General features: G+C 50.1%; 21 protein-coding genes. All 21 read left to right on the top strand.

What is annotated here, in order from left to right; genetic code table 11:
* Positions 1-16: 16 nt before the first annotated feature.
* Entirely contained in the window at positions 17-1,330 is a 1,314-nt protein-coding gene (locus M3194_RS00945) for a protein-glutamate methylesterase/protein-glutamine glutaminase (protein WP_251651157.1), read from the top strand.
* A 33-nt stretch (positions 1,331-1,363) separates the two neighbouring features.
* Entirely contained in the window at positions 1,364-3,430 is a 2,067-nt protein-coding gene (locus M3194_RS00940; RefSeq protein ID WP_251651156.1) for a chemotaxis protein CheA, read from the top strand.
* A 13-nt stretch (positions 3,431-3,443) separates the two neighbouring features.
* A complete protein-coding gene (locus M3194_RS00935) occupies positions 3,444-3,905 on the top strand; it encodes a chemotaxis protein CheW (RefSeq protein WP_251651155.1) in 462 nt (153 codons plus the stop codon).
* Between the two features lie 35 nt (positions 3,906-3,940).
* Positions 3,941-4,528 (top strand): chemotaxis protein CheC, encoded by a 588-nt coding sequence (locus M3194_RS00930; protein WP_251652075.1) that lies wholly within the window; start codon positions 3,941-3,943, stop codon positions 4,526-4,528.
* Positions 4,525-5,019 (top strand): chemotaxis protein CheD, encoded by a 495-nt coding sequence (locus tag M3194_RS00925; protein WP_251651154.1) that lies wholly within the window; start codon positions 4,525-4,527, stop codon positions 5,017-5,019. The genes M3194_RS00930 and M3194_RS00925 overlap by 4 nt, the downstream gene beginning before the upstream one ends.
* Position 5,020: 1 nt before the next feature.
* On the top strand, positions 5,021-5,452 hold the full coding sequence (locus tag M3194_RS00920) for a hypothetical protein (RefSeq protein WP_251651153.1): 432 nt from the start codon (positions 5,021-5,023) through the stop codon (positions 5,450-5,452).
* Between the two features lie 5 nt (positions 5,453-5,457).
* Positions 5,458-6,228 carry a FliA/WhiG family RNA polymerase sigma factor gene (locus tag M3194_RS00915; protein WP_251651152.1) on the top strand — a complete coding sequence of 257 codons (771 nt, stop codon included), beginning with the start codon at positions 5,458-5,460 and terminating at the stop codon, positions 6,226-6,228.
* A gap of 15 nt (positions 6,229-6,243) precedes the next feature.
* A complete protein-coding gene (locus M3194_RS00910; RefSeq protein WP_251651151.1) occupies positions 6,244-7,650 on the top strand; it encodes a DUF342 domain-containing protein in 1,407 nt (468 codons plus the stop codon).
* Between the two features lie 39 nt (positions 7,651-7,689).
* Positions 7,690-8,016: a hypothetical protein gene (locus M3194_RS00905; protein ID WP_251651150.1), complete on the top strand. Its 327-nt coding sequence runs from the start codon at positions 7,690-7,692 to the stop codon at positions 8,014-8,016.
* 28 nt (positions 8,017-8,044) lie between these two features.
* The gene (locus M3194_RS00900) at positions 8,045-8,605 is read left to right on the top strand and encodes a DUF6115 domain-containing protein (RefSeq protein WP_251651149.1); all 561 of its coding nucleotides are present in this window, start codon (positions 8,045-8,047) and stop codon (positions 8,603-8,605) included.
* The gene (locus M3194_RS00895) at positions 8,598-9,164 is read left to right on the top strand and encodes a hypothetical protein (RefSeq protein WP_251651148.1); all 567 of its coding nucleotides are present in this window, start codon (positions 8,598-8,600) and stop codon (positions 9,162-9,164) included. Before M3194_RS00900 ends, M3194_RS00895 begins: the two co-directional genes overlap by 8 nt.
* A gap of 188 nt (positions 9,165-9,352) precedes the next feature.
* The gene (rpsB, locus tag M3194_RS00890) at positions 9,353-10,051 is read left to right on the top strand and encodes a 30S ribosomal protein S2 (RefSeq protein ID WP_015844998.1); all 699 of its coding nucleotides are present in this window, start codon (positions 9,353-9,355) and stop codon (positions 10,049-10,051) included.
* Positions 10,052-10,155: 104 nt separating this feature from the next.
* Entirely contained in the window at positions 10,156-10,806 is a 651-nt protein-coding gene (tsf, locus tag M3194_RS00885) for a translation elongation factor Ts (RefSeq protein WP_015844997.1), read from the top strand.
* Positions 10,807-10,969: 163 nt separating this feature from the next.
* The gene (gene pyrH, locus M3194_RS00880) at positions 10,970-11,698 is read left to right on the top strand and encodes a UMP kinase (RefSeq protein WP_015844996.1); all 729 of its coding nucleotides are present in this window, start codon (positions 10,970-10,972) and stop codon (positions 11,696-11,698) included.
* Entirely contained in the window at positions 11,698-12,252 is a 555-nt protein-coding gene (gene frr / locus M3194_RS00875) for a ribosome recycling factor (protein ID WP_251651147.1), read from the top strand. The genes pyrH and frr overlap by 1 nt, the downstream gene beginning before the upstream one ends.
* 65 nt (positions 12,253-12,317) lie before the next feature.
* The gene (locus tag M3194_RS00870) at positions 12,318-13,085 is read left to right on the top strand and encodes an isoprenyl transferase (protein ID WP_251651146.1); all 768 of its coding nucleotides are present in this window, start codon (positions 12,318-12,320) and stop codon (positions 13,083-13,085) included.
* A 26-nt stretch (positions 13,086-13,111) separates the two neighbouring features.
* Complete coding sequence (locus M3194_RS00865; RefSeq protein ID WP_251651145.1) at positions 13,112-13,906, top strand: phosphatidate cytidylyltransferase; 795 nt, start codon at positions 13,112-13,114, stop codon at positions 13,904-13,906.
* A 324-nt stretch (positions 13,907-14,230) separates the two neighbouring features.
* A complete protein-coding gene (locus tag M3194_RS00860) occupies positions 14,231-15,370 on the top strand; it encodes a 1-deoxy-D-xylulose-5-phosphate reductoisomerase (RefSeq protein WP_251651144.1) in 1,140 nt (379 codons plus the stop codon).
* Positions 15,371-15,456: 86 nt separating this feature from the next.
* A complete protein-coding gene (gene rseP / locus M3194_RS00855) occupies positions 15,457-16,722 on the top strand; it encodes an RIP metalloprotease RseP (RefSeq protein ID WP_251651143.1) in 1,266 nt (421 codons plus the stop codon).
* 7 nt (positions 16,723-16,729) lie between these two features.
* Positions 16,730-18,178: a proline--tRNA ligase gene (gene proS / locus M3194_RS00850; RefSeq protein WP_251651142.1), complete on the top strand. Its 1,449-nt coding sequence runs from the start codon at positions 16,730-16,732 to the stop codon at positions 18,176-18,178.
* A gap of 42 nt (positions 18,179-18,220) precedes the next feature.
* Positions 18,221-22,537, top strand: coding sequence for a PolC-type DNA polymerase III (locus M3194_RS00845; RefSeq protein WP_251651141.1), 4,317 nt, complete (start codon positions 18,221-18,223; stop codon positions 22,535-22,537).
* Positions 22,538-22,612 lie beyond the last annotated feature (75 nt).

The following is a 22,612-nucleotide window of genomic DNA, read 5'->3' as shown; positions in this document are numbered from 1 at the left end:
AAGAGGGGGGAACAGGATGGCTCCTTATCGCGTGCTGGTCGTGGACGACTCGCCTTTCATGCGAAAAATATTTAGCGACTTGATCGTGCAAGACCCCCAATTTACGATTGTGGCAACAGCCTGTAACGGTCTCGAAGCGATTGAAGCAGTGAAGAAGTGGAAGCCCGATGCTGTGACCCTTGATCTCGAGATGCCCGAGCTTAACGGAATAGAGGCTTTGCAGCGAATTATGATTGAGCAGCCTACTCCGGTCATCATGCTGTCGGGGATCAGCGAGGAGAATACAAGAGAAACAATCAAGGCACTTCAGTACGGAGCTTTTGACTTTATAAGAAAGCCGATGGGGGCTTTCTCTAATGATATTGTGCGGGTTGGTGAGCTGCTGCTGGAAAAGCTCAGAATGGCGGTTCTGATGCGGAGGTACGCGATTCCCCTTAACGAGGCGGGAGAGCAGCAGGCTTTTACAAAGAACGGAAAAGAACGGCCGCAGCTTGTTAAACCCGTTAAGCCCGTTGAAGAAGAGACCAGCCGGAAGCGGGGGCTGCTGCAGCCGGAACAGCAGGCTGAGGCAAGGGATGCGGCGTCGCCGTTATCGGTGCCTGAAGTCAAGCCGACAGCCGGAATGAAGAGACCGGCCAAGCCGCTGGCCGAAGCGGGCAGGCCCGTTATTCTGGCTCCGATCGCAGCAGCGCTGGAAGACAATCTGGGACAGAAGAGGCCGAAGAAAACGTCAGCCTCTGCGGCCAGCTTTGATCACATCATTGCAATCGGGACATCTACCGGTGGTCCACGCGCCTTGCACGAGGTAATCACTTCGCTGCCTGCTCAATTGACTGCCCCCGTACTGGTCGTTCAGCATATGCCGCCGAAGTTTACAAAGTCGCTTGCACAGCGATTGGACAGCTTTAGCGAGCTTGAGGTGGTGGAAGCGGCGCAGGGAGACCGGCTGAAGGCAGGAGTCGTATACATAGCCCCTGGCGGATATCATATGGAGCTGGCAAGAGATCAGACCGGCTACTACGCCCAGCTAACCCAGAAGCCGCCCCGTAACGGGCATCGTCCATCGGTCGATGTACTGTTCGAATCTTTGACCCCATTTGACGAGCTGAAGCGTCATGCCGTTATTATGACGGGAATGGGAAGCGACGGAGCCAAAGGGATGAAGGCTCTTGTCGACAGCGGCGCGGAATCGGCGATTGCCGAATCGGAACAGACCTGCGTCGTTTATGGAATGCCGCGCAGCGCCGTCGAGAGCGGCTGCGTGAAGACGGTACTGCCTTTGCAGCAGATAGCTGCCGAGTTGCAGCACGCGGTTTTGAAAGGATACTAGAGAACATAAAGTCCTATCAGGAGGTGCGACAAAATGGATATGAACGCCTACTTGTCAATGTTTATCGACGAGTCCAATGATCACCTGCAATCTTTGAACGAAAATTTGCTACGCCTTGAGAGCGACCCCGAGGATCTGTCGATTGTTCAGTCGATCTTCCGCTCTGCCCATACGCTGAAAGGGATGTCGGCGACAATGGGGTACGAGGACCTCGCCTCTCTGACCCATGAGATGGAGAATGTGCTCGATCTGGTTCGGAACAGCAAGCTGAAGATGGACAGCTTTATCTTTGATACTTTATTCAAAGGGCTGGATGCCCTTGAGTCCATGGTCCAAGATATCGTAGGCGGAGGAACAGGCAAAGCGGATGTGACCGCGATTGTTGCTTCCTTGCAGTCGATTGTAAAAGGGGACTACAAGACGGCAGGCGCTTCTGCCGGAGCAGCTGCAGCCGCAACCGGTCAAACGTCAGGCGGAGCGGCATTGCTTGACGAGTTCCAAACCTCTGTTATCCAGCAATCTATCGATAGCGGACATAACGTTTACTATATTGAGGTCGAAATCCGCGAGGATTGTGTGCTGAAAGGCGTCCGCGCCTATATGGTGTTTGACCTGCTTGGCAAGAACGGCGATATTGTGAAGTCGGAGCCGTCGGTAACCGATCTGGAGCAGGAGAAATTCGATCGATCCTTCACGGTGTTTGCGATCTCGACATTATCGCAGCAAGAGCTGGAGACGCAAATCGCGGAAATCTCGGAGATCGAGAAAGTAACCGTTGCCTTGCTGGATCTTGAGTCGCTGGCCATGCTTAACAACGCGGCGGCGAAGGAGCAAGCGCCTGCAGCGCCGGCTGCCGTTCCCGCAGAAGCAACAGCGAAGGAGGAAGCTGGCAAGCAGGTTGGCGCGGCACGCTCGCAAGCAGCTGCTGCTTCGTCGGCACCAGCCGCAGTATCGAGAACTATCCGCGTTGATATTGATCGTCTGGATGCCTTGATGAATCTGTTCAGCGAGCTGTTGATTGACCGTGTAAGGCTGGAGCAGTTATCTAGCGAAATTCGCCGCAATGATCTGACAGAAACGGTAGAGCATATGACCCGCGTCAGCTCGGATCTGCAGAACATCGTCTTGAAGCTGAGAATGGTTCCGGTAGATTCGGTATTCAACCGGTTCCCGCGCATGATTCGCGATCTTGCCAAGTCACTCGACAAGAAGATTGACCTTGTAATCACAGGCGCGGATACAGAGCTTGACCGGACCGTTATTGACGAGATTGGAGATCCGCTCGTTCACTTGCTCCGCAACTCGGTCGACCACGGCATCGAAACGGTGGAAGAACGTCTGGCGGCAGGCAAGCCGGAGACGGGTACGATTCATCTGCGCGCTTATCACAGCGGCAATCACGTCTTTATTGAAGTCGAGGAAGACGGAAGAGGCATTAACCGCGAGAGAGTGCTTAAGACGGCTATCAAGAACGGCGTCGTTACGGAAGAGCAGGCGAAGCAGCTGTCGAACGAAGATGTCAACATGTTGATCTTTGCGCCAGGCTTCAGTACGGCGGACAAAATTTCTGATATTTCCGGACGCGGTGTTGGTCTTGACGTTGTAAAATCCAAGATTACCTCGCTTGGCGGAAATGTAACGGTTGATTCCGCTCTTGGACGAGGCACGAAGTTTGCCGTGCAACTGCCTCTGACTCTCTCTATTATTTCGGCGATGTTAATTAAGCTAGGTTCAGAGAAATACGCGATCCCGCTAACTTCAATCGTAGAAACCGGCATTATCCAGAAGGATCAAATCTTGAACGTTCATGGCAACCGGATGATTCATTTCCGTAACGCGATCATTCCTTTGGTCTCCCTCGGCAAAGTTCTGGACTCGCCTGACTTTAATGAGCATAACGAATCGGAAACCGAGATCGTTGTTATCCGCAAAGGGGATAAATGGGCGGCGGTTACGGTGGATGAGTTCATTGGGCAAAGCGAGATTGTTCTGAAGACGCTCGGCAAGTATTTGACCAATATCGAGGCTATATCGGGTGCGACCATTCTTGGCGACGGCCAAGTGGCACTCATCATTGATCCTAACGCATTAATCAAATAGGGAGGGCTTTTCGATGGGAGAAGAATTAAAAGTAATCGTATTTTCGCTGGCGCATGAGGAATATGGCATTGAGGTGGATAAGGTTCGTACAATCGAACGTTTAGCTCCGATTACCCGTGTGCCGAAAACTCCTTCCTTCATTAAAGGAGTTATTAATCTTCGCGGTATCGTTGTTCCCGTTATCGATCTTCGCGGCCGGTTTGGCCTTACAGAATCGGCAACTACGGAGAACAGCCGCATCATCGTTGTTGCCGTAAACGAAATGGAGGTTGGCTTCATCGTTGATTCCGCTAATGACGTTGTGGATATCGATGCAGACACAATCGACTCACCGCCGGAAATTGTAGGCGGTATTAAAGCGAAATATTTAAGAGGCATTGCCAAGTTCGGAGATAACCGTCTCTTGATCATGCTGAATCTGTCTGAGGTTCTGAATAAGAACGAAATCATTCAGCTCGAACAGTTAGAGGTGTAGGTGTGAACGCCTTTAACCGGTTTAAAGCATTTGAGATGGATGTATTAAAGGAAGTAGGCAATATCGGAGCGGGTAATGCGGCAACCGCATTATCCTGTCTCCTGGACAAGCCCGTTGACATGGCTGTCCCTAAGGTGAGCCTGCTGCCTTTCGAAGAAGTGGCAGACCGGGTCGGCGGTTCCGAGCAGGTCGTCTTTGCGGTATACCTCCGGGTAGAAGGGGAAGCGCCGGGCAATATGTTTTTCATCATCCAGGAGGATGCAGCCAAGCGATTGCTTGGACAGCTTCTGTCGTTTGCAAGCGAAGACCCGGACTGCTATTCGGAGATGGAGATGTCGGCGCTTTGCGAGATCGGCAATATTTTGGCGGGATCTTATTTATCTTCCCTGGCTGATTTTACCCATTTGTCGATGGCCCCTTCGGTTCCTTCCGTCGCAAGAGATATGGCAGGACCAATCCTTACTTACGGCCTGATGCAGTATGGCGAGATGGGCGATTCCGCCCTTCTGATCGAAACAACGTTTCTCGAAGACAGAGAAGAGCTGGAGGGACATTTCTTCCTGATTCCTGATCCTGACTCATTCTCTAAAATATTTCAATCCTTGGGAGTACTGACCGAATGATCCAACAAGATGTGATCAAGGTTGGCATGGCAGATTTGAAATGGGCTGCGGGCGGAGCACATCTGCGGACAACAGGACTAGGCTCTTGTGTCGGACTAACGTTATACGATCCTGTTGCACGAATTGCGGGAATGGCGCATGTTATGCTGCCATCCTCCGATATTGCCAGAGAGTCGACTATGAATATTGCCAAATATGCGGATACGGCAATTCCGGAGCTTATTGGGCAAATGAAGGCTGTAGGCGCCGTTGTAGGGCGTCTGGCAGCGAAAATGGCCGGCGGAGCGCAAATGTTTGCCTTCTCGGGCCAGTCGGATTCCATGCGAATCGGACCCCGGAACGTAGAATCCTGTTTGGAAATTCTCGCGAACTATTCGATACCGGTAATCGGGCAGGATACTGGCGGGAATTATGGCCGCACGATCGAAATCGACAGCAGCAGCGGGATATTGAGCATAAGAAGCGTGCAGTTTGGGATAAAGGAGATTTGAAATGGTTGGAAATTGGCGATGGAATGTCGGCTTGGGGATTATTGGCGCGGTATTAACCTTATTATTTTCAATTGGTAAAAACCCGCTGTCTGTTATGCTGATGCGCAGCATGTATGCTTTCATCGCCTTTGTTGCGATTGCTTTTGTAATGCGGTTTGCACTGGCCTTTATACTTCGTCCGCCAGTGATGCAGCAGGTAGAGACAGCCGTGGAGGAAGGAAAAGGAACGCAACTCGATCTCCAAACTCCTGATGAGAGCGAAGACCTTAATCAATTGCTCAAGTCACAGATGGACGGCCAAAGAGCACAGGAAGTTGAACAGCCGGAACAGAATAGGCAGTTTAAACCGTTAACACCGCCTAAGCTGGTATCGACGCAGAATAAAGAGCCTGAAGAATTGGCTAAGGCCATTCGTCATCTGACAGGAGGGTAAGTGACATGATTGCGACTGCGAATTTGGATTTGTGGCGCGCGTGGAAAGAAGAAGGCGATCTAGAAGCCAAGAAGCGTCTCATCGAACAATTTTTGCCTTTGGTCGATTATGTGACGAACCGAATGGCGATTGGATTGCCCAAAAACGTTCTGAAGGATGATCTCGCTAGCAATGGCGTAATGGGTCTTATTGACGCCATTGAGAAATTCGATTATTGCCGGGGCTTGCAGTTTGAAACCTATGCGTCCTGGAGAATCCGCGGTTCCATTATTGACGGTCTTCGTCAAGGGGATTGGGTTCCCCGTTCGGTCAGAGAAAAGGCTAAACGAATTGAAGAAGCGTATCAAAGCTTGGAGCAGAAGTATTTGCGTTCCGTTACGGATGCAGAAATCAGCGATTATCTGAATGTTAGCGAGAAAGAGTTCACAACGATGCTTCATGAAATCGCCATTACAACCGTATGCTCGCTTGAAGATCCGATTCGCGAGGAAGAATCGGAAACCAGGCTTTCGCTGCTGATTGACGACAGGGCGAAGAATCCGGATCACAAAGCGCATGAGTTTTTCCTCAAGGACTCGCTGATCAGCGGGATTGAGAAATTAACGGAGAAGGAACGCACGGTTATCTCGCTCTTCTATTATGAGGAATTATCTTTAAGCGAAATTGCGGAAGTGATGTCACTGTCTCCATCGAGAATTTCGCAGCTTCATTCAAAAGCGATTTTACGGCTGCGCGGAGCATTAGCCAAACATAAAGATCAATTATTGCAGCATTAGAAGGGAGTAGGCAAGGTGGAAGACCATTTATTGGAATCTTACTTGCGTATCCAGATATCAGCAGATAAGCTGTCTGCCTTCCTGACCTTTAACCGGATCACCGAGGATTTCGACTGCACTCCCGGTCAAATGGAACGTTTTGTACGCAGCAAGGGCGTTGTATTTGGAATACGAACAAGTACGTTAAATGAAATTTGCAGCAATACGCTGGCGTACTGCAAAGAGCAAACATTAATTGCTGTTGGTAATCCGGCTACGCTCGGCAAGGATGGCTCTATCCGTTTTGCTTATGACATGAAGGAACAGTCACAGCGTCCAGCGGAGCTGGAAGACGGCAAGGTTGATTTTAAAGAAGTATCGCGATTAAAAAACGTAAAGCGCGGTCAATTAATCGCCGAGAGGATCGAAGCGATGTTCGGTACTCCGGGCATGATGGTAACCGGCGAAGAAATTCCGGCCAAGCAGGGCAAGCAGGCAAGGTTTAAGATAGGTAAAAACGTCGTTGTGAACGAGACCCAGACAGCGATGTATGCTTTGATTGACGGCCTCATTACGATCACTGACAAAGAGAAAGTAAACGTTTTTCCGGTGTATGAAGTAAACGGAGACGTTGATTATAGAGTCGGCAATATCGATTTTGTCGGAACCGTTGTTATTCGCGGCAACGTACTCAGCGGATTCCGCGTGAAGGCCTCCGGAGATATTCGCGTCATTGGCGGGGTTGAAGGGGCAGAGATGGAGTCCGAGGGTTCGATCGAGATTACTGGCGGAATTATGGCTGGCAATAAAGGCTACGTCAAAGCGCAAAAAAATGTGAAGAGCTCGTTCATCCAAGACAGCAATGTGATTGCCGGCGAGGATGTTCTTGTGTCTCAGAGCATTATGCATTCTAACGTACGTGCAGGGCGCAACGTTATCTGTCAAGGTTCTAAGGGATTAATTGTCGGCGGAACGATTCAGGCGGTTGAGCAGGTTTCCGCACGCGTAATTGGCAATACCATGTCTACGGCAACGGCAATCGAGGTAGGAGTAAGACCGGAATCCCGTACCGAGCTTCAGGAGCTCCGGTTGAAGCTGCGTCAGCATCTGGATGCCATTGACAAGACGGAGAAAGCACTTGCCATTTTGGATCAGCAGGCGGCTTTGGACCAATTAAACGATCAAAAGATGGCGATGCGGATCAAGCTAGGCGCAACAAGACGTCAGACGGCCGCTGAGATTGATCAAATCAGAGAGCGCGTTCTGGAGATTGAGAAAACGGTGGAAGATACAGACCAGGCCAAGGTCGATATCAGCCATACGGTCTATGGCGGCATTAAGATAGTAATCGGACGTTATACGCGATTTATCAAGGATCCGATACAGCGGGTTTCTTTCCGTTACTCGGAAGGAGATATCGTCCAATTTCCTTTGTTTTCGTAAATGCCTTGTATCCTGCGCCTTTAGGGAAGGAGCTTGAGTATGCCTTTTAAGCCAATCGATTTGCAATGGTCCATACCGCGTACCCCGGAAGCGGGCGGCATGCAAAGTCAAACGAACCATAGGATGACAGCAGAACAGACGCGTATGGCAGAACTGGCATCCAAGCAGACGGAGCAATTGCGCAGCAAAAATACAGGCGTTGAACAAACGGGCGGACCAAACGTACGGAATGAGCGAGACAGGCAGAGCGGCAATCCGTATTTGGCAAAGCGGAAGAGGAAGCCGGAAAAGCCTGAGGATGCAGCCGAAGACGACCGTCAGCCAGAACATCCCTATAAAGGGCATCATGTGGATATTTCGCTATAAGATCAGCTATGTTTTGCAGAGGGTGTGAATGATGTCTAATTGGACTTATATTGTATTGCTTGGAGCTGTTGTAGCGGTTGCTTCCTTATTCCTGCCCAGAAAGCAGCAGGAGCAAGAATCAAAGGATACGCGCAACATGGAAATTGCCCTAGAGCAGTTTATGGAAAATACGGAGCTTGACCATCAAGAGCTGGTGAAGCTTGTTACCAATCTTCACGAAGAAGGTAAGCAGCAAACCGAACAAAGCAGGCAGCGGGTGCAAGAGCTGGAGAACCAATACCGGCTGCTTGAGCAGCAGTTGTCTTTGCTGCAGCAGCAGCGCCAGAATGATCTTCTCCTGGCTTCCCAGATGATGCCTGGATCGGTACAGCCGGCTGCCCCATCGGCGCAGCAACATCAAGCTATTGCAGCGAAGCAGCCTGAACCTCAACAAACCGTATCTGGCATACAGATGCGGTATTCTGATTTGTTCGAGCTGTATAATCAAGGCAAATCGATCGAGGCGATCGCCAAGAAGCTGAATATGAATAAAGGGGAAGTGCAGCTTATTTTGCAGCTGGCCAAGCAGGAGGAGAAGGCTCATGTTTAAGAACCGATCCTTTGTCGCGGGATTAGGCGCGGGTATTATTGCCGGCGCTATCTTGCTGCAGCTCATGCAGATTGGGGATGAGAGTCAGCAGAAGCTCGCTGACGGCTTCAAGGATGGCGAGCCCAAGCTCTATACGCAAGCGGAGCTGGATACGAAGCTGGCCGAGGAACGGGCTAAAGCGGTCAAGGAAGCAGGCAATGCGTCCTCTCCGGCCGCATCAGCGAAGCCCGAGGAGTCGCCGCCTGCGGAAGCTTCATCCCCGCCAGCGGCTGAAGACAAGGACGAGGCGGCAGTCCAGAAGCCGACTGAACATGATAAGCCCGTGGATAAAAGGCAAGTCCGCATCACCGGCGGCATGAATCTGACGGATACGGCAGAGCTGCTTGCCAAGCAAAAGCTGATTTCGGACAAGGATGCTTTTATCAAGGCGATGAACAAAAAGACTGTCCGTGCCGGCTATTTCATCTTTGAGGGGAATCCAACCGTCGAAGAGATCATCCGCATTCTAACAAGCCAGCCGCTAACCAAGTCGGAATTTGATGAGCAAATGAAGGGCTGAGGACAGACTGCAAAATTTCGACAATCAGCTGTTGCACCGTCTTGGAGGATATGTTATAGTAATTGACGGTGTTAAAAACACACGCCTATTAATTCCGTTAATGGTGCTTCCGGTCGCCGGAAGTTTTAGCGGAAGATGCGATGGGCGGAGGTAACTACTCAAAAACCATAACAGGAGGTGTGTTGAATATGGCGGTTATTTCCATGAAACAGCTTCTCGAAGCTGGGGTACATTTCGGTCACCAGACTCGTCGTTGGAACCCTAAGATGGATCGTTATATCTTCACAGAAAGAAACGGAATTTACATTATCGACCTGCAAAAAACAGTTAAGAAAGTCGAAGAAGCTTACAACTTCGTACGTTCTGTAGCTGCTGAGGGCGGCACTATGCTGTTCGTAGGTACGAAAAAACAAGCTCAAGACTCGGTGAAAGAAGAAGCTGAACGTTGCGGCAACTTCTACATCAACCAACGTTGGTTGGGTGGCACGCTGACTAACTTCCAAACGATTCAAAAACGTATTGACCGTCTGCGTCAACTCGAAAAATGGTCGGAAGACGGTACTTTCGAAGTACTGCCTAAAAAAGAAGTTATCATTCTTAACAAAGAAAAAGACCGTCTGGAAAAATTCCTCGGCGGCATCAAAGGCATGAAAGGCCTGCCTAGCGCGCTGTTCATCATCGATCCTCGCAAAGAGCGTATCGCTGTTGCTGAAGCACGCAAACTCGGTATCCCAATCGTAGGTATCGTTGATACTAACTGCGATCCGGACGAAATCGACTATGTAATTCCAGGCAATGACGACGCGATTCGCGCAGTTAAATTGCTGACGTCCAAAATGGCTGACGCTATCGTGGAAGCTAACCAAGGCGAGCAAACAACTGCTTAATCCGATATAATTGCTACAACAAAGGGTGGTCAGAAGGTGAAAGCCTCTCACCGCCCTTTTTTTGAACGTAAAAACTAAAAATGGAATTTCCAGGAGGGCTAATCATGGCGGTATCCGCAAGCGCAGTAAAAGAACTTCGTGAAAGAACTGGAGCAGGTATGCTCGATTGCAAGAAAGCATTGGACGAAACAAACGGCGACATCACAAAAGCAATCGAATTGCTTCGTGAAAAAGGTCTGTCCGCGGCTGCTAATAAAGCTGGCCGTGTTGCAACTGAGGGCGTAGTTGAATCGTATATCCATGCAGGCGGCCGTATCGGCGTTCTGGTTGAAATCAACTGCGAAACTGACTTCGTAGCAAAAACAGATCAATTCCGTACTTTCGCTCGCGACATCGCAATGCACATCGCTGCTGCGAACCCTAAGTTCGTAAAACGCGAAGAAGTACCGGCTGAGGAAATCGAAAAAGAGCGCGAGATCTTGAAAGCTCAAGCTCTGAACGAAGGCAAACCTGAAAAAATCGTTGAAAAAATGGTTGACGGCCGTATCTCGAAATATTACGAAGAATACTGCCTGATGGAGCAATCCTTCGTTAAAGATCCGGACAAAACAATTTCGGCTCTTCTTAACGAGAAAATCAGCGCAATCGGCGAGAACATCTCGATCCGTCGCTTCGTTCGTTACGAACTGGGCGAAGGCCTTGAGAAAAAAGTGGATAACTTCGTTGAAGAAGTTATGGCTCAAGCAAAACTGTAAACCGAACGCACAGGCGGGGCGGGGCGTTCGCCCCGCTCTTTTTTTCTAAATTCGAAGCACTTGCTTATAAGTTTTGGCTTATAAGAGGGATTAGAATACACCTTGACAGAGATCATTATAGGATGTTACCTCGCCCGCGAGGTACAAGATGGAGGTAGGGACGATGGGGCAGCCTGTTTTCAAAAGAATAGTTCTGAAAGTTAGCGGTGAATCTTTATCCGGAGATCAAGGCTACGGCATTGAAGCTTCGGTCATTTCGGAAATCGCTGATCAAGTTAAAGAAGTGGTGGCACTCGGCGTTGAAGTCGCTATCGTTGTAGGCGGCGGCAACATCTGGCGCGGAATCGCCGGTACGGCTAAAGGCATCGACCGTGCGACAGCAGACTACATGGGCATGCTGGCAACAGTAATGAACTCTCTGGCGCTGCAAGACGCTTTGGAGCAAATCGAAGTGCCGACTCGTGTTCAAACTTCGATCGCTATGCAACAAATTGCGGAGCCTTACATAAGACGCCGCGCCATCCGTCACCTTGAGAAAGGCCGCGTCGTGATCTTCGCAGCCGGCACGGGCAACCCATTCTTCTCGACGGATACAACTGCAGCGCTTCGCGCAGCGGAGATTGAAGCAGAAGTCATTCTGATGGCTAAGAACAAAGTGGACGGCGTATACTCCGCTGACCCGTTCAAAGACGCAACGGCAGAGAAGTACGAAGAATTGACGTATATGGAAGTTCTGAACAAAAACCTTGGCGTTATGGATTCAACGGCATCGTCGCTTTGCATGGATAACAATATCCCGCTCGTCGTGTTCGCGATTACGGAAAAAGGGAATATTAAGAAAGTCGTGCTTGGTGAGAAGATTGGTACTATTGTGAGAGGAAGTGCGAAATAATGCCGCAAGCAGTTAAGAAAAATGCAGAAGAGCGTATGGAGAAAGCAATCGTTGCTTTGAAACGTGATCTGGCTACACTTCGTGCGGGACGGGCGACGCCTGCTTTGCTCGACCGTGTTCAAGTTGAATATTACGGGGCACCTACGCCCGTTGCGCAATTAGCGAATATTAATACACCGGATTCCCGCACGCTGTTCATTCAGCCTTGGGATAAATCGTCCATCGCAGCAATCGAGAAAGCGATTATGAAATCCGATCTTGGCCTGACACCGTCAAATGATGGTTCGGCTATCCGCATTACGTTGCCGCCTCTTACAGAAGAGCGCCGTAATGATCTGGTAAAGACAACGAAAAAATTCGGCGAAGAAGCGAAAGTTGCGATCCGCAATATTCGTCGCGACGCGAATGACGATATTAAAAAGATGGAGAAAACGACGGTTTCCGAAGATGAGTCCCGTCGCCATCAAGAAGACATTCAAAAAACAACGGACCGTTTCATCGCGGAAGTTGACAAAGTATTGGTTGCTAAAGAGAAAGAGATTATGGAAGTATAATTGCGCCTACAGCCCCTCCGTCAGGTGGGGTTTGGTTTTTTGAAATCCGGGTGGGAGGAACAAACATGATCAGTCGACTTTGGGCCAAACTTGGCAAACCGTCCTCGAATGCGGCTGAACCGTTTTTGGCTGCAGACAATGTTCCGAAGCATATTGCCATTATTATGGACGGCAACGGACGTTGGGCGAAGAAACGTGGACTTCCACGGATTGCCGGCCATCATACCGGGATGAAAACGGTGAAGCGGATCGTAATGGAGGCAGATCGTCTTGGTGTCAAATATTTGACAATGTACGCTTTTTCCACGGAGAACTGGAAGCGGCCCAAAGACGAAGTTGATTTCCTGATGAAGCTTCCACAGCAGTTTTTGGAGATTGAGCTGGAAGAGCTTATTGAAAAAAACGTTCAAGTTCGCATGATGGGGCATAAAGAAAACTTGCCATCGTTTACACTGAACGCAGTTGAGGAAGCTATCACGAAGACGGCTAATAATACTGGACTCGTACTCAATTTTGCTCTTAATTATGGCGGTCGCAAGGAAATGCTTGAAGCAATTAAAGAGATTGCAGCCGATGTGCAGGACGGACGCTTGTCTACCGAACAAATTGACGAAAAGCTGTTGTCCAGCCGATTGTTAACCGGAGATATTCCCGATCCCGATCTGTTAATCCGTACAAGCGGTGAACTAAGGCTGAGTAACTTCATGTTGTGGCAAGTCGCCTATAGCGAGATGTGGTTTACGGACGTATATTGGCCGGAATTCAATGAAGCTCATCTGCAGGAAGCCATACTGGAATATCAACGCCGGGCCCGGCGATATGGCGGTTTATAGCATCGATAACGGAGAGTGACCATCACTTGAAACAGAGAATCATTTGGGGACTGCTTGCCGGCGCGGCTTTTGTCGCATTGCTTCTTGCCGGCAGTTGGTTTTATGCAGCTACGCTGGTATTGCTCGCTTTGCTTGGGTTTAACGAGTATACGAAAATGAACGGGCACACATGGAATGAGCCAGCATCTTTGCTTGGTTATGCCGGTGTGCTGTTGTTCGTGCTTCCATGGAAGCTTATGGGCGTAGAATCACCCTCTGCGATTACCGTTCTTTGGATTTTGGCTTTCTTGCTTTTGGCAGTAACGGTATTCACCAAAAACAAAATAACCCTCGATGGCGCCTCGCTTATGTTGTTAGGCGCTTTATATGTAGGATATGGCTTCAGCTCGATGTATGCGGTCAGGGATCTAGCGCATCACGGCATCTTCTGGTCATTCCTTATTATTACTTGCAACGTTGCTTCTGATGCTGGTGCTTATTTCGTTGGACGGTCGATGGGCAAGCATAAGCTATGGCCGTCTATAAGCCCGAACAAGACGATTGAAGGATCTGTAGGCGGTGTTGTGCTGTCCGTTATTGCGGCGCTCATCTTCGCTATCAGCGCTCCCGATATCATCGGGATTGCCACTGCCTTGCTGATCGGACTTATCGTGGCGGTAGCCGGACAACTGGGAGACCTTATCCAATCGGCATACAAACGTGTCCGCAACATCAAAGATTCCGGCTCTATTTTACCGGGCCACGGTGGTGTACTCGACCGTTTCGACAGTTGGATTATCGTGTTCCCGCTTTTGATCTTAACCGATTTGTTACCTACATAAACAAATTTAGAAATATACCGGTGTGGATAACCAAGAACATGGAGATACTGACATGTTCATAACGTTTTCCGCACTGTCTCCATCTTTTCTTTCCCGTCATTCCGACTTGGAAGGAATGACTTGCGTGCTCGCGCAAGTGCGAGGATTGAGCGGAGCGAAAGAGTCATGGTTGAGAAACGCAGTGTTCGCCTTTGTCCAAGAATTTCAACCGCTTAGCAGCTGAGATGAAGAAATTCGTGGACAACAGCGATTGAAGCCATGACACTTTTGCGCAGCGAAACCACCGAGCATGAACAAGCATCAAATGAGTTCCAGGAGGAATCCATGAAAAAAATCACCATATTAGGCTCCACCGGCTCCATCGGCACCCAGACGCTCGAAGTCATCGCCAATGACCCGGAGCGTTACCAGGTAGTCGGCTTGTCGGCAGGCAATAACCTGCCATTGCTGATTGAGCAGGCGAAGCAATTCCGACCATCCGTGGTCTGCCTTGGCAATAAGGAATTGGCGGAGCAGGCGAAGGCCGAATTGCCTTCCGGCATCCAGGTGCTGTATGGCGAAGAAGGGCTTGTAGAAACCGCGGCGAATAATGATGCGGACGTGGTTGTAACGGCAATTGTGGGCAGCCGCGGCTTGCCCGCAACTCTTGCGGCGATTGACGCGGGCAAGACAATTGCGCTCGCGAATAAAGAAACGCTTGTGACAGCCGGCCATATTGTGATGGAGCGTGCCAGACTGAAGGGTGTTTCGATTATTCCTGTTGACAGCGAGCATTCCGCGATATTCCAATGCTTGAATGGGGAGGATCTTAAGGCCCTTCAGCAGCTTACGCTAACCGCATCCGGCGGATCATTCCGGGACCGTACCCGAGAGCAGTTGGAGGGGGTAACGGTCGCTGAAGCTTTAAACCATCCGAACTGGTCGATGGGAGCCAAGATTACAATCGACTCTGCGACCATGGTCAACAAAGGCCTCGAAGTTATCGAGGCAAGATGGCTCTTTGATGTAACGTATGATCAAATCAAGGTGCTGATCCATCCGGAGAGTATCATTCATTCGTTTGTGGAGTACAGCGACAACAGCGTGATCGCTCAAATGGGCTTGCCGGACATGCGCGTGCCCATTCAATATGCGCTGACTTATCCGGAGCGCCGGCCGACTCCAACAGGGCGGATAGATCTAGCGGCTATCGGAAAGATTCATTTCCGCGAGATGGATTTTGCAAGATACCCTTGCCTGAAGCTTGCATTTGATTGCGGCCGGGCAGGACAATCCGCGCCAACGGTGTTTAATGCGGCCAATGAAGTTGCAGTAGCCCGTTTTCTTAACGGGGAGATTGATTTCTTAGGCATTGAGCGAGTGCTGGAGCGCGTTCTTGAGCGCCACTCGGTAACTGCAGTTAACGATTTGCAGGCGATAGCAGAAATTGATGCCTGGGCTCGTAAAGAGGCAGCGGCCATCTAGCTTTTGCAGTAACCTGCGGTTCTCTTGTATCGTACGGGAGAATAATGATAATCTATGTACAGGCCGTTACGAACAGGAGGCTCGCTATGGAGATGATTCGGGTCATATTTATGACCGTGCTCGTATTTTTTGTCATTGTAACCATTCATGAATGGGGACATTATTACTTCGCCAAACGCGCTGGGATATTGGTTCGGGAATTTGCCATCGGCTTTGGACCTAAACTATTCTCAATCAAGCGCGGTGAAACGCGGTTTACGCTGAGGCTCGTGCCGGCAGGCGGCTTTGTCCGCATGGCAGGCGAGGATCCGGAAATTGTAGACGTTACTGTTGGCCAAACGGTAGCTGTTCGGGTTAAGAACAACCAGATTACCCGGATTTATCTCGATCGGCTGGATGAGCGAAGCGGTGTTGTTCGCGGCGAAGTGACCGGAATTGATCTGGAGAAGGATTTGTTCGTAGCCCTTGATGTCGAGGGAGATCATGAACGTTTCTCCGTTCATCCTACAGCGCTTCTTATTTCGAGAGGGAAAGAAACGCAAATTGCTCCGATTGACCGTCAATTCGGAAGCAAATCGGTTGGCGCGCGCGCGTTGTCGATTTTTGCCGGCCCGCTGATGAACTTTGTGCTCGCGTTTATTTTGTTCATGGTATACATACAGCTGGCAGGTACGCCGCAAGGCTTGCTTGTTGACAAGGTATCCAAAGGAATGCCGGCTGAGCAGGCTCAATTGCAGCAAGGCGACTTGATTGATACGGTTAACGGAGTCAAGATCGGTACCGATTATGACAAAATGATTGATATCATCGGAGCGTCTGCGGGCAAGGCCATTCAATTGAACGTCATTCGCAATGGTGTGCTTCAGCCAATCAAACTGACGCCGGTCGCAGATGATCAAGGCGTAGGCAAGGTTGGCATCACGGCGGCATACCAGTTCCGCAGCGCAACGGTCGGCGAGACCATCACGGGTGCTGCCAAGCTGATGAAGTCGATGACCATCAGCATATTTGAAGGCTTCAAGAAGATCATCATCGGCGACTTCAAGCTGGACGATCTGGGCGGACCGGTCCGCACGGCGGAAATGACGAGTGAAATTGCCCGCAAGGGGATTACGGATCTGACGTCTTGGACGGCTTTGTTAAGCCTGTATTTAGGGATATTCAACTTGCTGCCGATTCCCGCGCTTGATGGCAGCAGGCTTATCTTCCTCGGTCTCGAGGCAGTACGCGGGCGTCCGGTTAATCCGAACCGGGAAAGCATGGTCCACTTCATCGGCTTTGCCTTGATTATGCTGCTGATGCTTGTGGTGACTTACAATGATATTTTGCGATTGGTACGAGGGGAGCCATAAGTCGGTTATGTCTAAGGATAAACAATTTGTTACCGAAATTACGCCACAAGGTGAAGATTTCTCAAGATGGTATATCGATGTTATTAAAAAAGCGGAGCTCATGGATTATTCGCCGGTTCGCGGCTGTATCGTGTTCCGCCCCGAAGGCTATGAGCTGTGGGAAAATATTCAGCGCGATCTGGACCGCCGTTTCAAGGAAACCGGCCACCGCAACGCTTATTTCCCGCTCTTTATTCCGGAGAGCTTCTTCCAGAAGGAGAAGGAGCATGTCGAAGGCTTTAATCCCGAGCTGCCCTGGGTAACCGAAGCAGCAGGCGAGAAGCTGGAAGAGCGTCTGGCGATCCGACCGACCTCGGAAACGATGTTTGGCCATATGTATGCCAAATGGATTCAATCGTACCGCGATCTTCCGCTCTTGATTAACCAATGGGCGAACGTTGTACGCTGGGAGAAGCGTACGCTGCCGTTCCTTCGCACTAGCGAATTCTTGTGGCAAGAGGGTCATACCGCTCACGAGACCGAGGACGAAGCTCGCGAAGAGACGATGAGAATGCTCAAGGTATACCGGGAATTCGTAGAAGAGTTCCTCGCTATCCCGGTGATTGAAGGGGAGAAGACACCTTCCGAGCGTTTCGCGGGTGCCGTGAACACCTATTCCATCGAAGCGATGATGAAAGACGGCAAAGCGGTACAAGCCGGTACTTCCCATTATCTTGGCACCAAATTTGCCGTAGCTTTTGATATTAAATACCTGGACCGCGAGAATACGCTTCAGTTCGCTCATACCACATCTTGGGGCGTGAGTACGCGTCTGATTGGTGCTATGATTATGGTTCATGGTGACGACCGCGGTCTGGCATTGCCTCCTAAGGTTGCACCAACACAAGTCATAATGATTCCAATCGGTCCGGCTAAGACCCGCGAGCAAGTGGTTGGCCGGGTAGACGAGCTTTATGCCGAGCTGAAGAAAGCCGGAATTCGCGTGAAAGTTGACGACCGTTCGGACGTGAGTCCAGGCTGGAAATTCAACGAATACGAGATGCGCGGCGTTCCGCTTCGTCTGGAGCTTGGACCTCGTGATATGGAAAATGGACAAGTTGTTCTCGTATCGCGCGTCAGCGGTGAGAAACGTATCGTTCTTCAGGATAATCTGCTTGCTGAAATCGAGACGATGCTTGCCGATATTCAGCGCGACATGTACGAGAAAGCAAAGAAATTCCGTGAAGATAATTTCTATGATGTAGATACGCTTGACGAGATGAAAGCTTCGATGGAAGAGAAGCGTGGATTTGTATTGGCTGGCTGGTGCGGTTCCGCCGCTTGCGAGAAGCAAGTGAAGGAAGAGACAGGCGCGACAAGCCGTAACATTCCATTCGAACCGGAGAAGAAGAAAAGCAAATGTCTCGTATGCGGTGATCATGCGGAGCACACAGTCGTTTTTGCACGTGCCTACTAATAGCATCGATCGGATTGGATCGTTTAGGAGTGATTGATTGCCATGAGCCAAACCGGAGACAACCGGCAGCGCTTTGAGCTGCTTATGCAGCAAGCGGGGCTGCCGCTCGAAATAATTAATTCTTACTACAAAGACGGCTTTATTGAACAAGTCATTGTAGGGAAAAGCAACAGAAAATGGACGTTTTGCATCCGCAAAACGTCTTTAGTTCCTTATAAGGCCTTTATGGCGCTGACTCAAGCCGTTAACATGAAATTTTCGCATATAGCCGACACCTCCTTCCGCCTTCTTTATGACGAGAGCGTACCACCAATTGATATTGCCCGCGAATACTGGCCTCTGTTCCTAGAGTGGGTGCAGCAGGAGAATCCATCGGTTAACGGATGGTTGAGCAAAGCAGGCATGGAGCCGGCAAACGATATGATTACGGTATCGCTGCTTGATGGCATGGGGCTAGAGCTTGCCAAGAAGAAGCGGATAGACGAGGCAATTAGCAGCTTTTACGAGCGTACCTTCGACCGTACCTACCGGGTGAAGATGGAAGTGGGCGAGCAGGCTAGACAGGATGTCTATGAAGAGTTCCAGCAGAAGCGCGATCAAGCGGAACGGGAAGCCGTCATTCAGATCATGGAAAGCGTCGCATCTGAACCAAGCGAAGGTGAAGGCGGCGAAGATCCTGTCAAGTTGGCGATGGGTTATGATATCCGGGATGAGCCTACTCCTCTGATGAACATTCGGGAAGAAGAGAAGAAGATCACGGTACAAGGCGCAGTGTTTGGCCTAGAGGTGAAAGAGCTCCGCAACGGAATGACCTTGTTCACCTTTAACATAACGGACTTCACCGACTCGATGGCGATGAAGGTGTTTGCCAAGACGAAGGAAGACGTGAAAATCCTCAACCTGCTGTCTAACGGCAAATGGGTGAAGGCACGAGGCAAGGTCGATTATGACCGCTTTATGCAAGAGCCTGAACTCATTATGATACCTAACGACCTTCAGGAGATTTCCTCACCGCCGGACCGCAAAGACAATGCGGAAGAAAAGCGAGTAGAATTCCATCTACACTCCACGATGAGCGCCATGGATGCGGTAACGCCGATAGGCGAGTATGTGAAGATGGCGGCCAAGTGGGGGCATAAGGCGGTTGCGATTACGGATCACAGTAATATTCATTGCTATCCCGAAGCCTTCAAAGCTGCGAAAAAGAACGGCATACAGGTGTTGTTCGGCCTTGAAGCCAATGTTGTTAATGATGCGGTGCCGATGGTTATTAATCCTCGCGAAGATCAGCTGGCAACAGCGGAATACATCGTATTTGATATTGAGACAACGGGCTTGTCGATTATTAATAATAAAATTATAGAGCTTGCGGGCGTTAGGATGCGCGAAGGCAAGGAGATTGATCGTTTTTCGACTTTCATTAACCCGCATGAGAAAATCCCTTATCATATTCAACAATTAACTAACATCAACGATGACATGGTCAAGGATGCGCCGGAGCTTGAGCCGAAGCTTCGAGAGTTTGTTGAGTTTATCGGCGACTCCATATTGGTTGCCCATAATGCCAGATTTGACATTGGATTCATACAAGCGAACCTGAAATCCATTGGCATGCCGGAAGTAACGAACCCGGTGCTGGATACGCTGGAGCTCGCAAGATTCCTTCATCCTACGCTTAAGAATCATCGTCTTAATACGTTATCCGCTAAATATAAAGTATCTCTTGAGAACCATCACCGCGCGGTGGACGATTCCGTTGCGCTCGGCGGCGTATTGTTTGGTTTGATCGGGGATGCGGCAGAACGAAATATTACCGGACTTCATCAATTAAATGATTATGTTGGCCTCGATATATCCAATTCCCGGCCATTCCATTGCAATATTTACGCGTTAAATGCAGCCGGCAAGAAAAATTTGTTCAAGATGGTGTCGATCTCGCATACCGAGCATTTCAAGCGCGTTGCTTGTATTCCGAAGAGCAAGCTTGTCGACATGCGCGAAGGCATTCTTGTCATTTCCGGCTGCGAGAAGGGCGAATTCTTCGAGACGGTTCTTAATAAATCCTACGAAGAAGCACTTGAAGTAGCCCGCTTCTACGACGTGCTTGAAATTCAGCCGGTTGACTTCTATATGCACCTTGTTGACAAAGGACTGGTTGGCAGCCGCGCTGAAATCGAACAGGCGATGCGCAGAATCTGCGAGATTGGCGATGAGCTTGGCAAGCCGGTTATCGCAACAGGAAACGTTCATTATTTGAATCCGCGGGATAAGCTGTATCGCGACATTGCGATTCACGGGATCACCGGCTTCAGTCCGCTTAAAGATTTGCGGAAGCCCGATGCTCATTTCCGTACTACGGAAGAGATGCTGAGGGAGTTTGCTTTCCTTGGCGAGGCCCGTGCGTATGAGGTTGTGGTCAAGAATACGGTTGAGCTCGCTGATCGGTTCGAACCGTTCGAGATGTTCCCGGATAAGCTCTTCACTCCCATTATCGAAGGGGCGGAAGAGGAAATCCGGAAGACATGCTATGACACGGCGAAATCGATGTACGGAGAGGATCTCCCGCAGGTCGTAATCGACCGTCTCGAGAAGGAGCTTGTACCGATTATCAAGTTTGGCTTCTCCGCCAACTACTTGATCTCGGAGAAGCTCGTTAAGAAATCCAATGCGGATGGCTATCTCGTAGGTTCAAGGGGCTCGGTAGGTTCCTCCGTAGTTGCTACCTTCCTTGGCATATCCGAGGTTAATCCGCTTCCTGCGCATTATCTGTGCAAGAATCCGGAATGCCGTCACAGCGAATGGTTTCTTGACGGAAGCGTCCCGAGCGGTTTTGACTTGCCGGACAAGAATTGTCCGAATTGCGGCATGCCGATGAAGGGCGAAGGACAGGACATCCCGTTTGAGACCTTCCTCGGGTTCAAGGGCGATAAAGTTCCCGATATCGATCTTAATTTCTCCGGTGAATATCAGCCAACGGCGCATAACTTCACCAAGATCATGTTTGGCGACAAATGCGTATTCCGTGCCGGCACGATTGGTACAGTAGCCGAGAAGACGGGATATGGCTTTGCGCGAAAATATGCCGAGGATCATAGTAAAACATGGCGTAGCGCGGAGCTGTCGCGCCTTGCGTCCGGCGTAACCGGCGTGAAGCGGAGTACAGGTCAGCATCCGGGCGGTATCGTTGTTGTTCCGAACTATATGGAAGTCGAAGACATAACTCCGGTGCAATACCCGGCAGATGATGTGAACGCGGAGTGGAAGACGACGCATTTCGATTATCACGCTTTTGAAGCTAACTTGCTGAAGCTTGATATACTGGGTCATGACGACCCGACGATGATGCGGATGCTCCAGGACTTGACTGGCGTTGATCCAACAACCATACCGATGAATGATCCAAAGGTCATGAGCATGTTCAACTCGACCAAAGCGCTGGAAGTTTCCCCAGAGAAGATCCGCACGCCGGTTGCTACTTACGGCGTACCGGAGATGGGGACGAAGTTCGTCCGCCAGATGCTTCATGAGACGCAGCCTTCTTCCTTTGCCGATTTGCTTCAGATTTCGGGACTCTCCCATGGTACCGGCGTATGGCTGGGCAATGCGCAGGAACTGATCAAAAAAGGAACCTGCAACATCAAGACGGTTATCGGCTGTCGTGACGATATCATGCTGTATCTGATCTATAAAGCGGGCATGGACGCCGGTCTCGCCTTCAAGATTACGGAGAGCGTTCGTAAAGGCAAAGGTCTTACTCCGGAATGGATCGAAGAGATGAAACGCTGCAAAGTGCCGGCGTGGTACATTGATTCCTGCCTCCGGATCGAGTACATGTTCCCGAAGGCGCATGCCGCCGCTTACGTTATTTCCGCGGTGCGGACAGCCTATTTCAAGCTGTATTATCCGATTCATTATTATGCAACGTACTTCTCGGTACGCGCGGAGGACTTTGATCTCGAGCTGCTCTGTCAAGGTTACGATGCCATTCAGAAGAAGATTATCGAGATCGAAGACAAGGGCTTTAACGCGACAACCAAAGAAAAGAACAGTATCTCTTTACTGGAAATGGCACTTGAAATGACAGCCCGCGGCTTCTCCTTCAAGCCGATTGATTTGTACCGGTCCGATGCGACGAAGTTTATCGTTGACGGAGAATCTCTGATCCCGCCTTTCTCGGCGATTGGCGGTATCGGAGAGAATGCTGCGCGTAATATCGCCGCCTCCAAGGATGCCGGCGAATTCCTGTCGATCGAAGATTTCCAGCAAAGATCCAAGGCCAGCAAGACCATAATCGAGGTGTTAACAGGGATGGGCTGCTTCCGCGGACTGCCGGAATCCAACCAGCTGTCGCTGTTTTAAACTCGGGTAGGCTAGAAAACATTTCTTGTCACCCCTATGCGGTTATGATATAATTTTTGTGGCAATGATGTGGAT

Origin of the sequence: Paenibacillus glycanilyticus (assembly GCF_023715145.1) — a bacterium.
GTDB lineage: Bacteria > Bacillota > Bacilli > Paenibacillales > Paenibacillaceae > Pristimantibacillus > Pristimantibacillus glycanilyticus_A.
This window is presented reverse-complemented; position numbering and strand designations above follow the sequence as displayed.

Coding starts and splice junctions, on each gene's coding strand:
- M3194_RS00945 (WP_251651157.1), top strand. CDS start 17: ATGGCTCCTTATCGCGTGCTGGTCGTGGACGACTCGCCTTTCATGCGA.
- M3194_RS00940 (WP_251651156.1), top strand. CDS start 1,364: ATGGATATGAACGCCTACTTGTCAATGTTTATCGACGAGTCCAATGAT.
- M3194_RS00935 (WP_251651155.1), top strand. CDS start 3,444: ATGGGAGAAGAATTAAAAGTAATCGTATTTTCGCTGGCGCATGAGGAA.
- M3194_RS00930 (WP_251652075.1), top strand. CDS start 3,941: ATGGATGTATTAAAGGAAGTAGGCAATATCGGAGCGGGTAATGCGGCA.
- M3194_RS00925 (WP_251651154.1), top strand. CDS start 4,525: ATGATCCAACAAGATGTGATCAAGGTTGGCATGGCAGATTTGAAATGG.
- M3194_RS00920 (WP_251651153.1), top strand. CDS start 5,021: ATGGTTGGAAATTGGCGATGGAATGTCGGCTTGGGGATTATTGGCGCG.
- M3194_RS00915 (WP_251651152.1), top strand. CDS start 5,458: ATGATTGCGACTGCGAATTTGGATTTGTGGCGCGCGTGGAAAGAAGAA.
- M3194_RS00905 (WP_251651150.1), top strand. CDS start 7,690: ATGCCTTTTAAGCCAATCGATTTGCAATGGTCCATACCGCGTACCCCG.
- M3194_RS00900 (WP_251651149.1), top strand. CDS start 8,045: ATGATGTCTAATTGGACTTATATTGTATTGCTTGGAGCTGTTGTAGCG.
- M3194_RS00895 (WP_251651148.1), top strand. CDS start 8,598: ATGTTTAAGAACCGATCCTTTGTCGCGGGATTAGGCGCGGGTATTATT.
- rpsB (WP_015844998.1), top strand. CDS start 9,353: ATGGCGGTTATTTCCATGAAACAGCTTCTCGAAGCTGGGGTACATTTC.
- tsf (WP_015844997.1), top strand. CDS start 10,156: ATGGCGGTATCCGCAAGCGCAGTAAAAGAACTTCGTGAAAGAACTGGA.
- pyrH (WP_015844996.1), top strand. CDS start 10,970: ATGGGGCAGCCTGTTTTCAAAAGAATAGTTCTGAAAGTTAGCGGTGAA.
- frr (WP_251651147.1), top strand. CDS start 11,698: ATGCCGCAAGCAGTTAAGAAAAATGCAGAAGAGCGTATGGAGAAAGCA.
- M3194_RS00870 (WP_251651146.1), top strand. CDS start 12,318: ATGATCAGTCGACTTTGGGCCAAACTTGGCAAACCGTCCTCGAATGCG.
- M3194_RS00860 (WP_251651144.1), top strand. CDS start 14,231: ATGAAAAAAATCACCATATTAGGCTCCACCGGCTCCATCGGCACCCAG.
- rseP (WP_251651143.1), top strand. CDS start 15,457: ATGGAGATGATTCGGGTCATATTTATGACCGTGCTCGTATTTTTTGTC.
- proS (WP_251651142.1), top strand. CDS start 16,730: ATGTCTAAGGATAAACAATTTGTTACCGAAATTACGCCACAAGGTGAA.
- M3194_RS00845 (WP_251651141.1), top strand. CDS start 18,221: ATGAGCCAAACCGGAGACAACCGGCAGCGCTTTGAGCTGCTTATGCAG.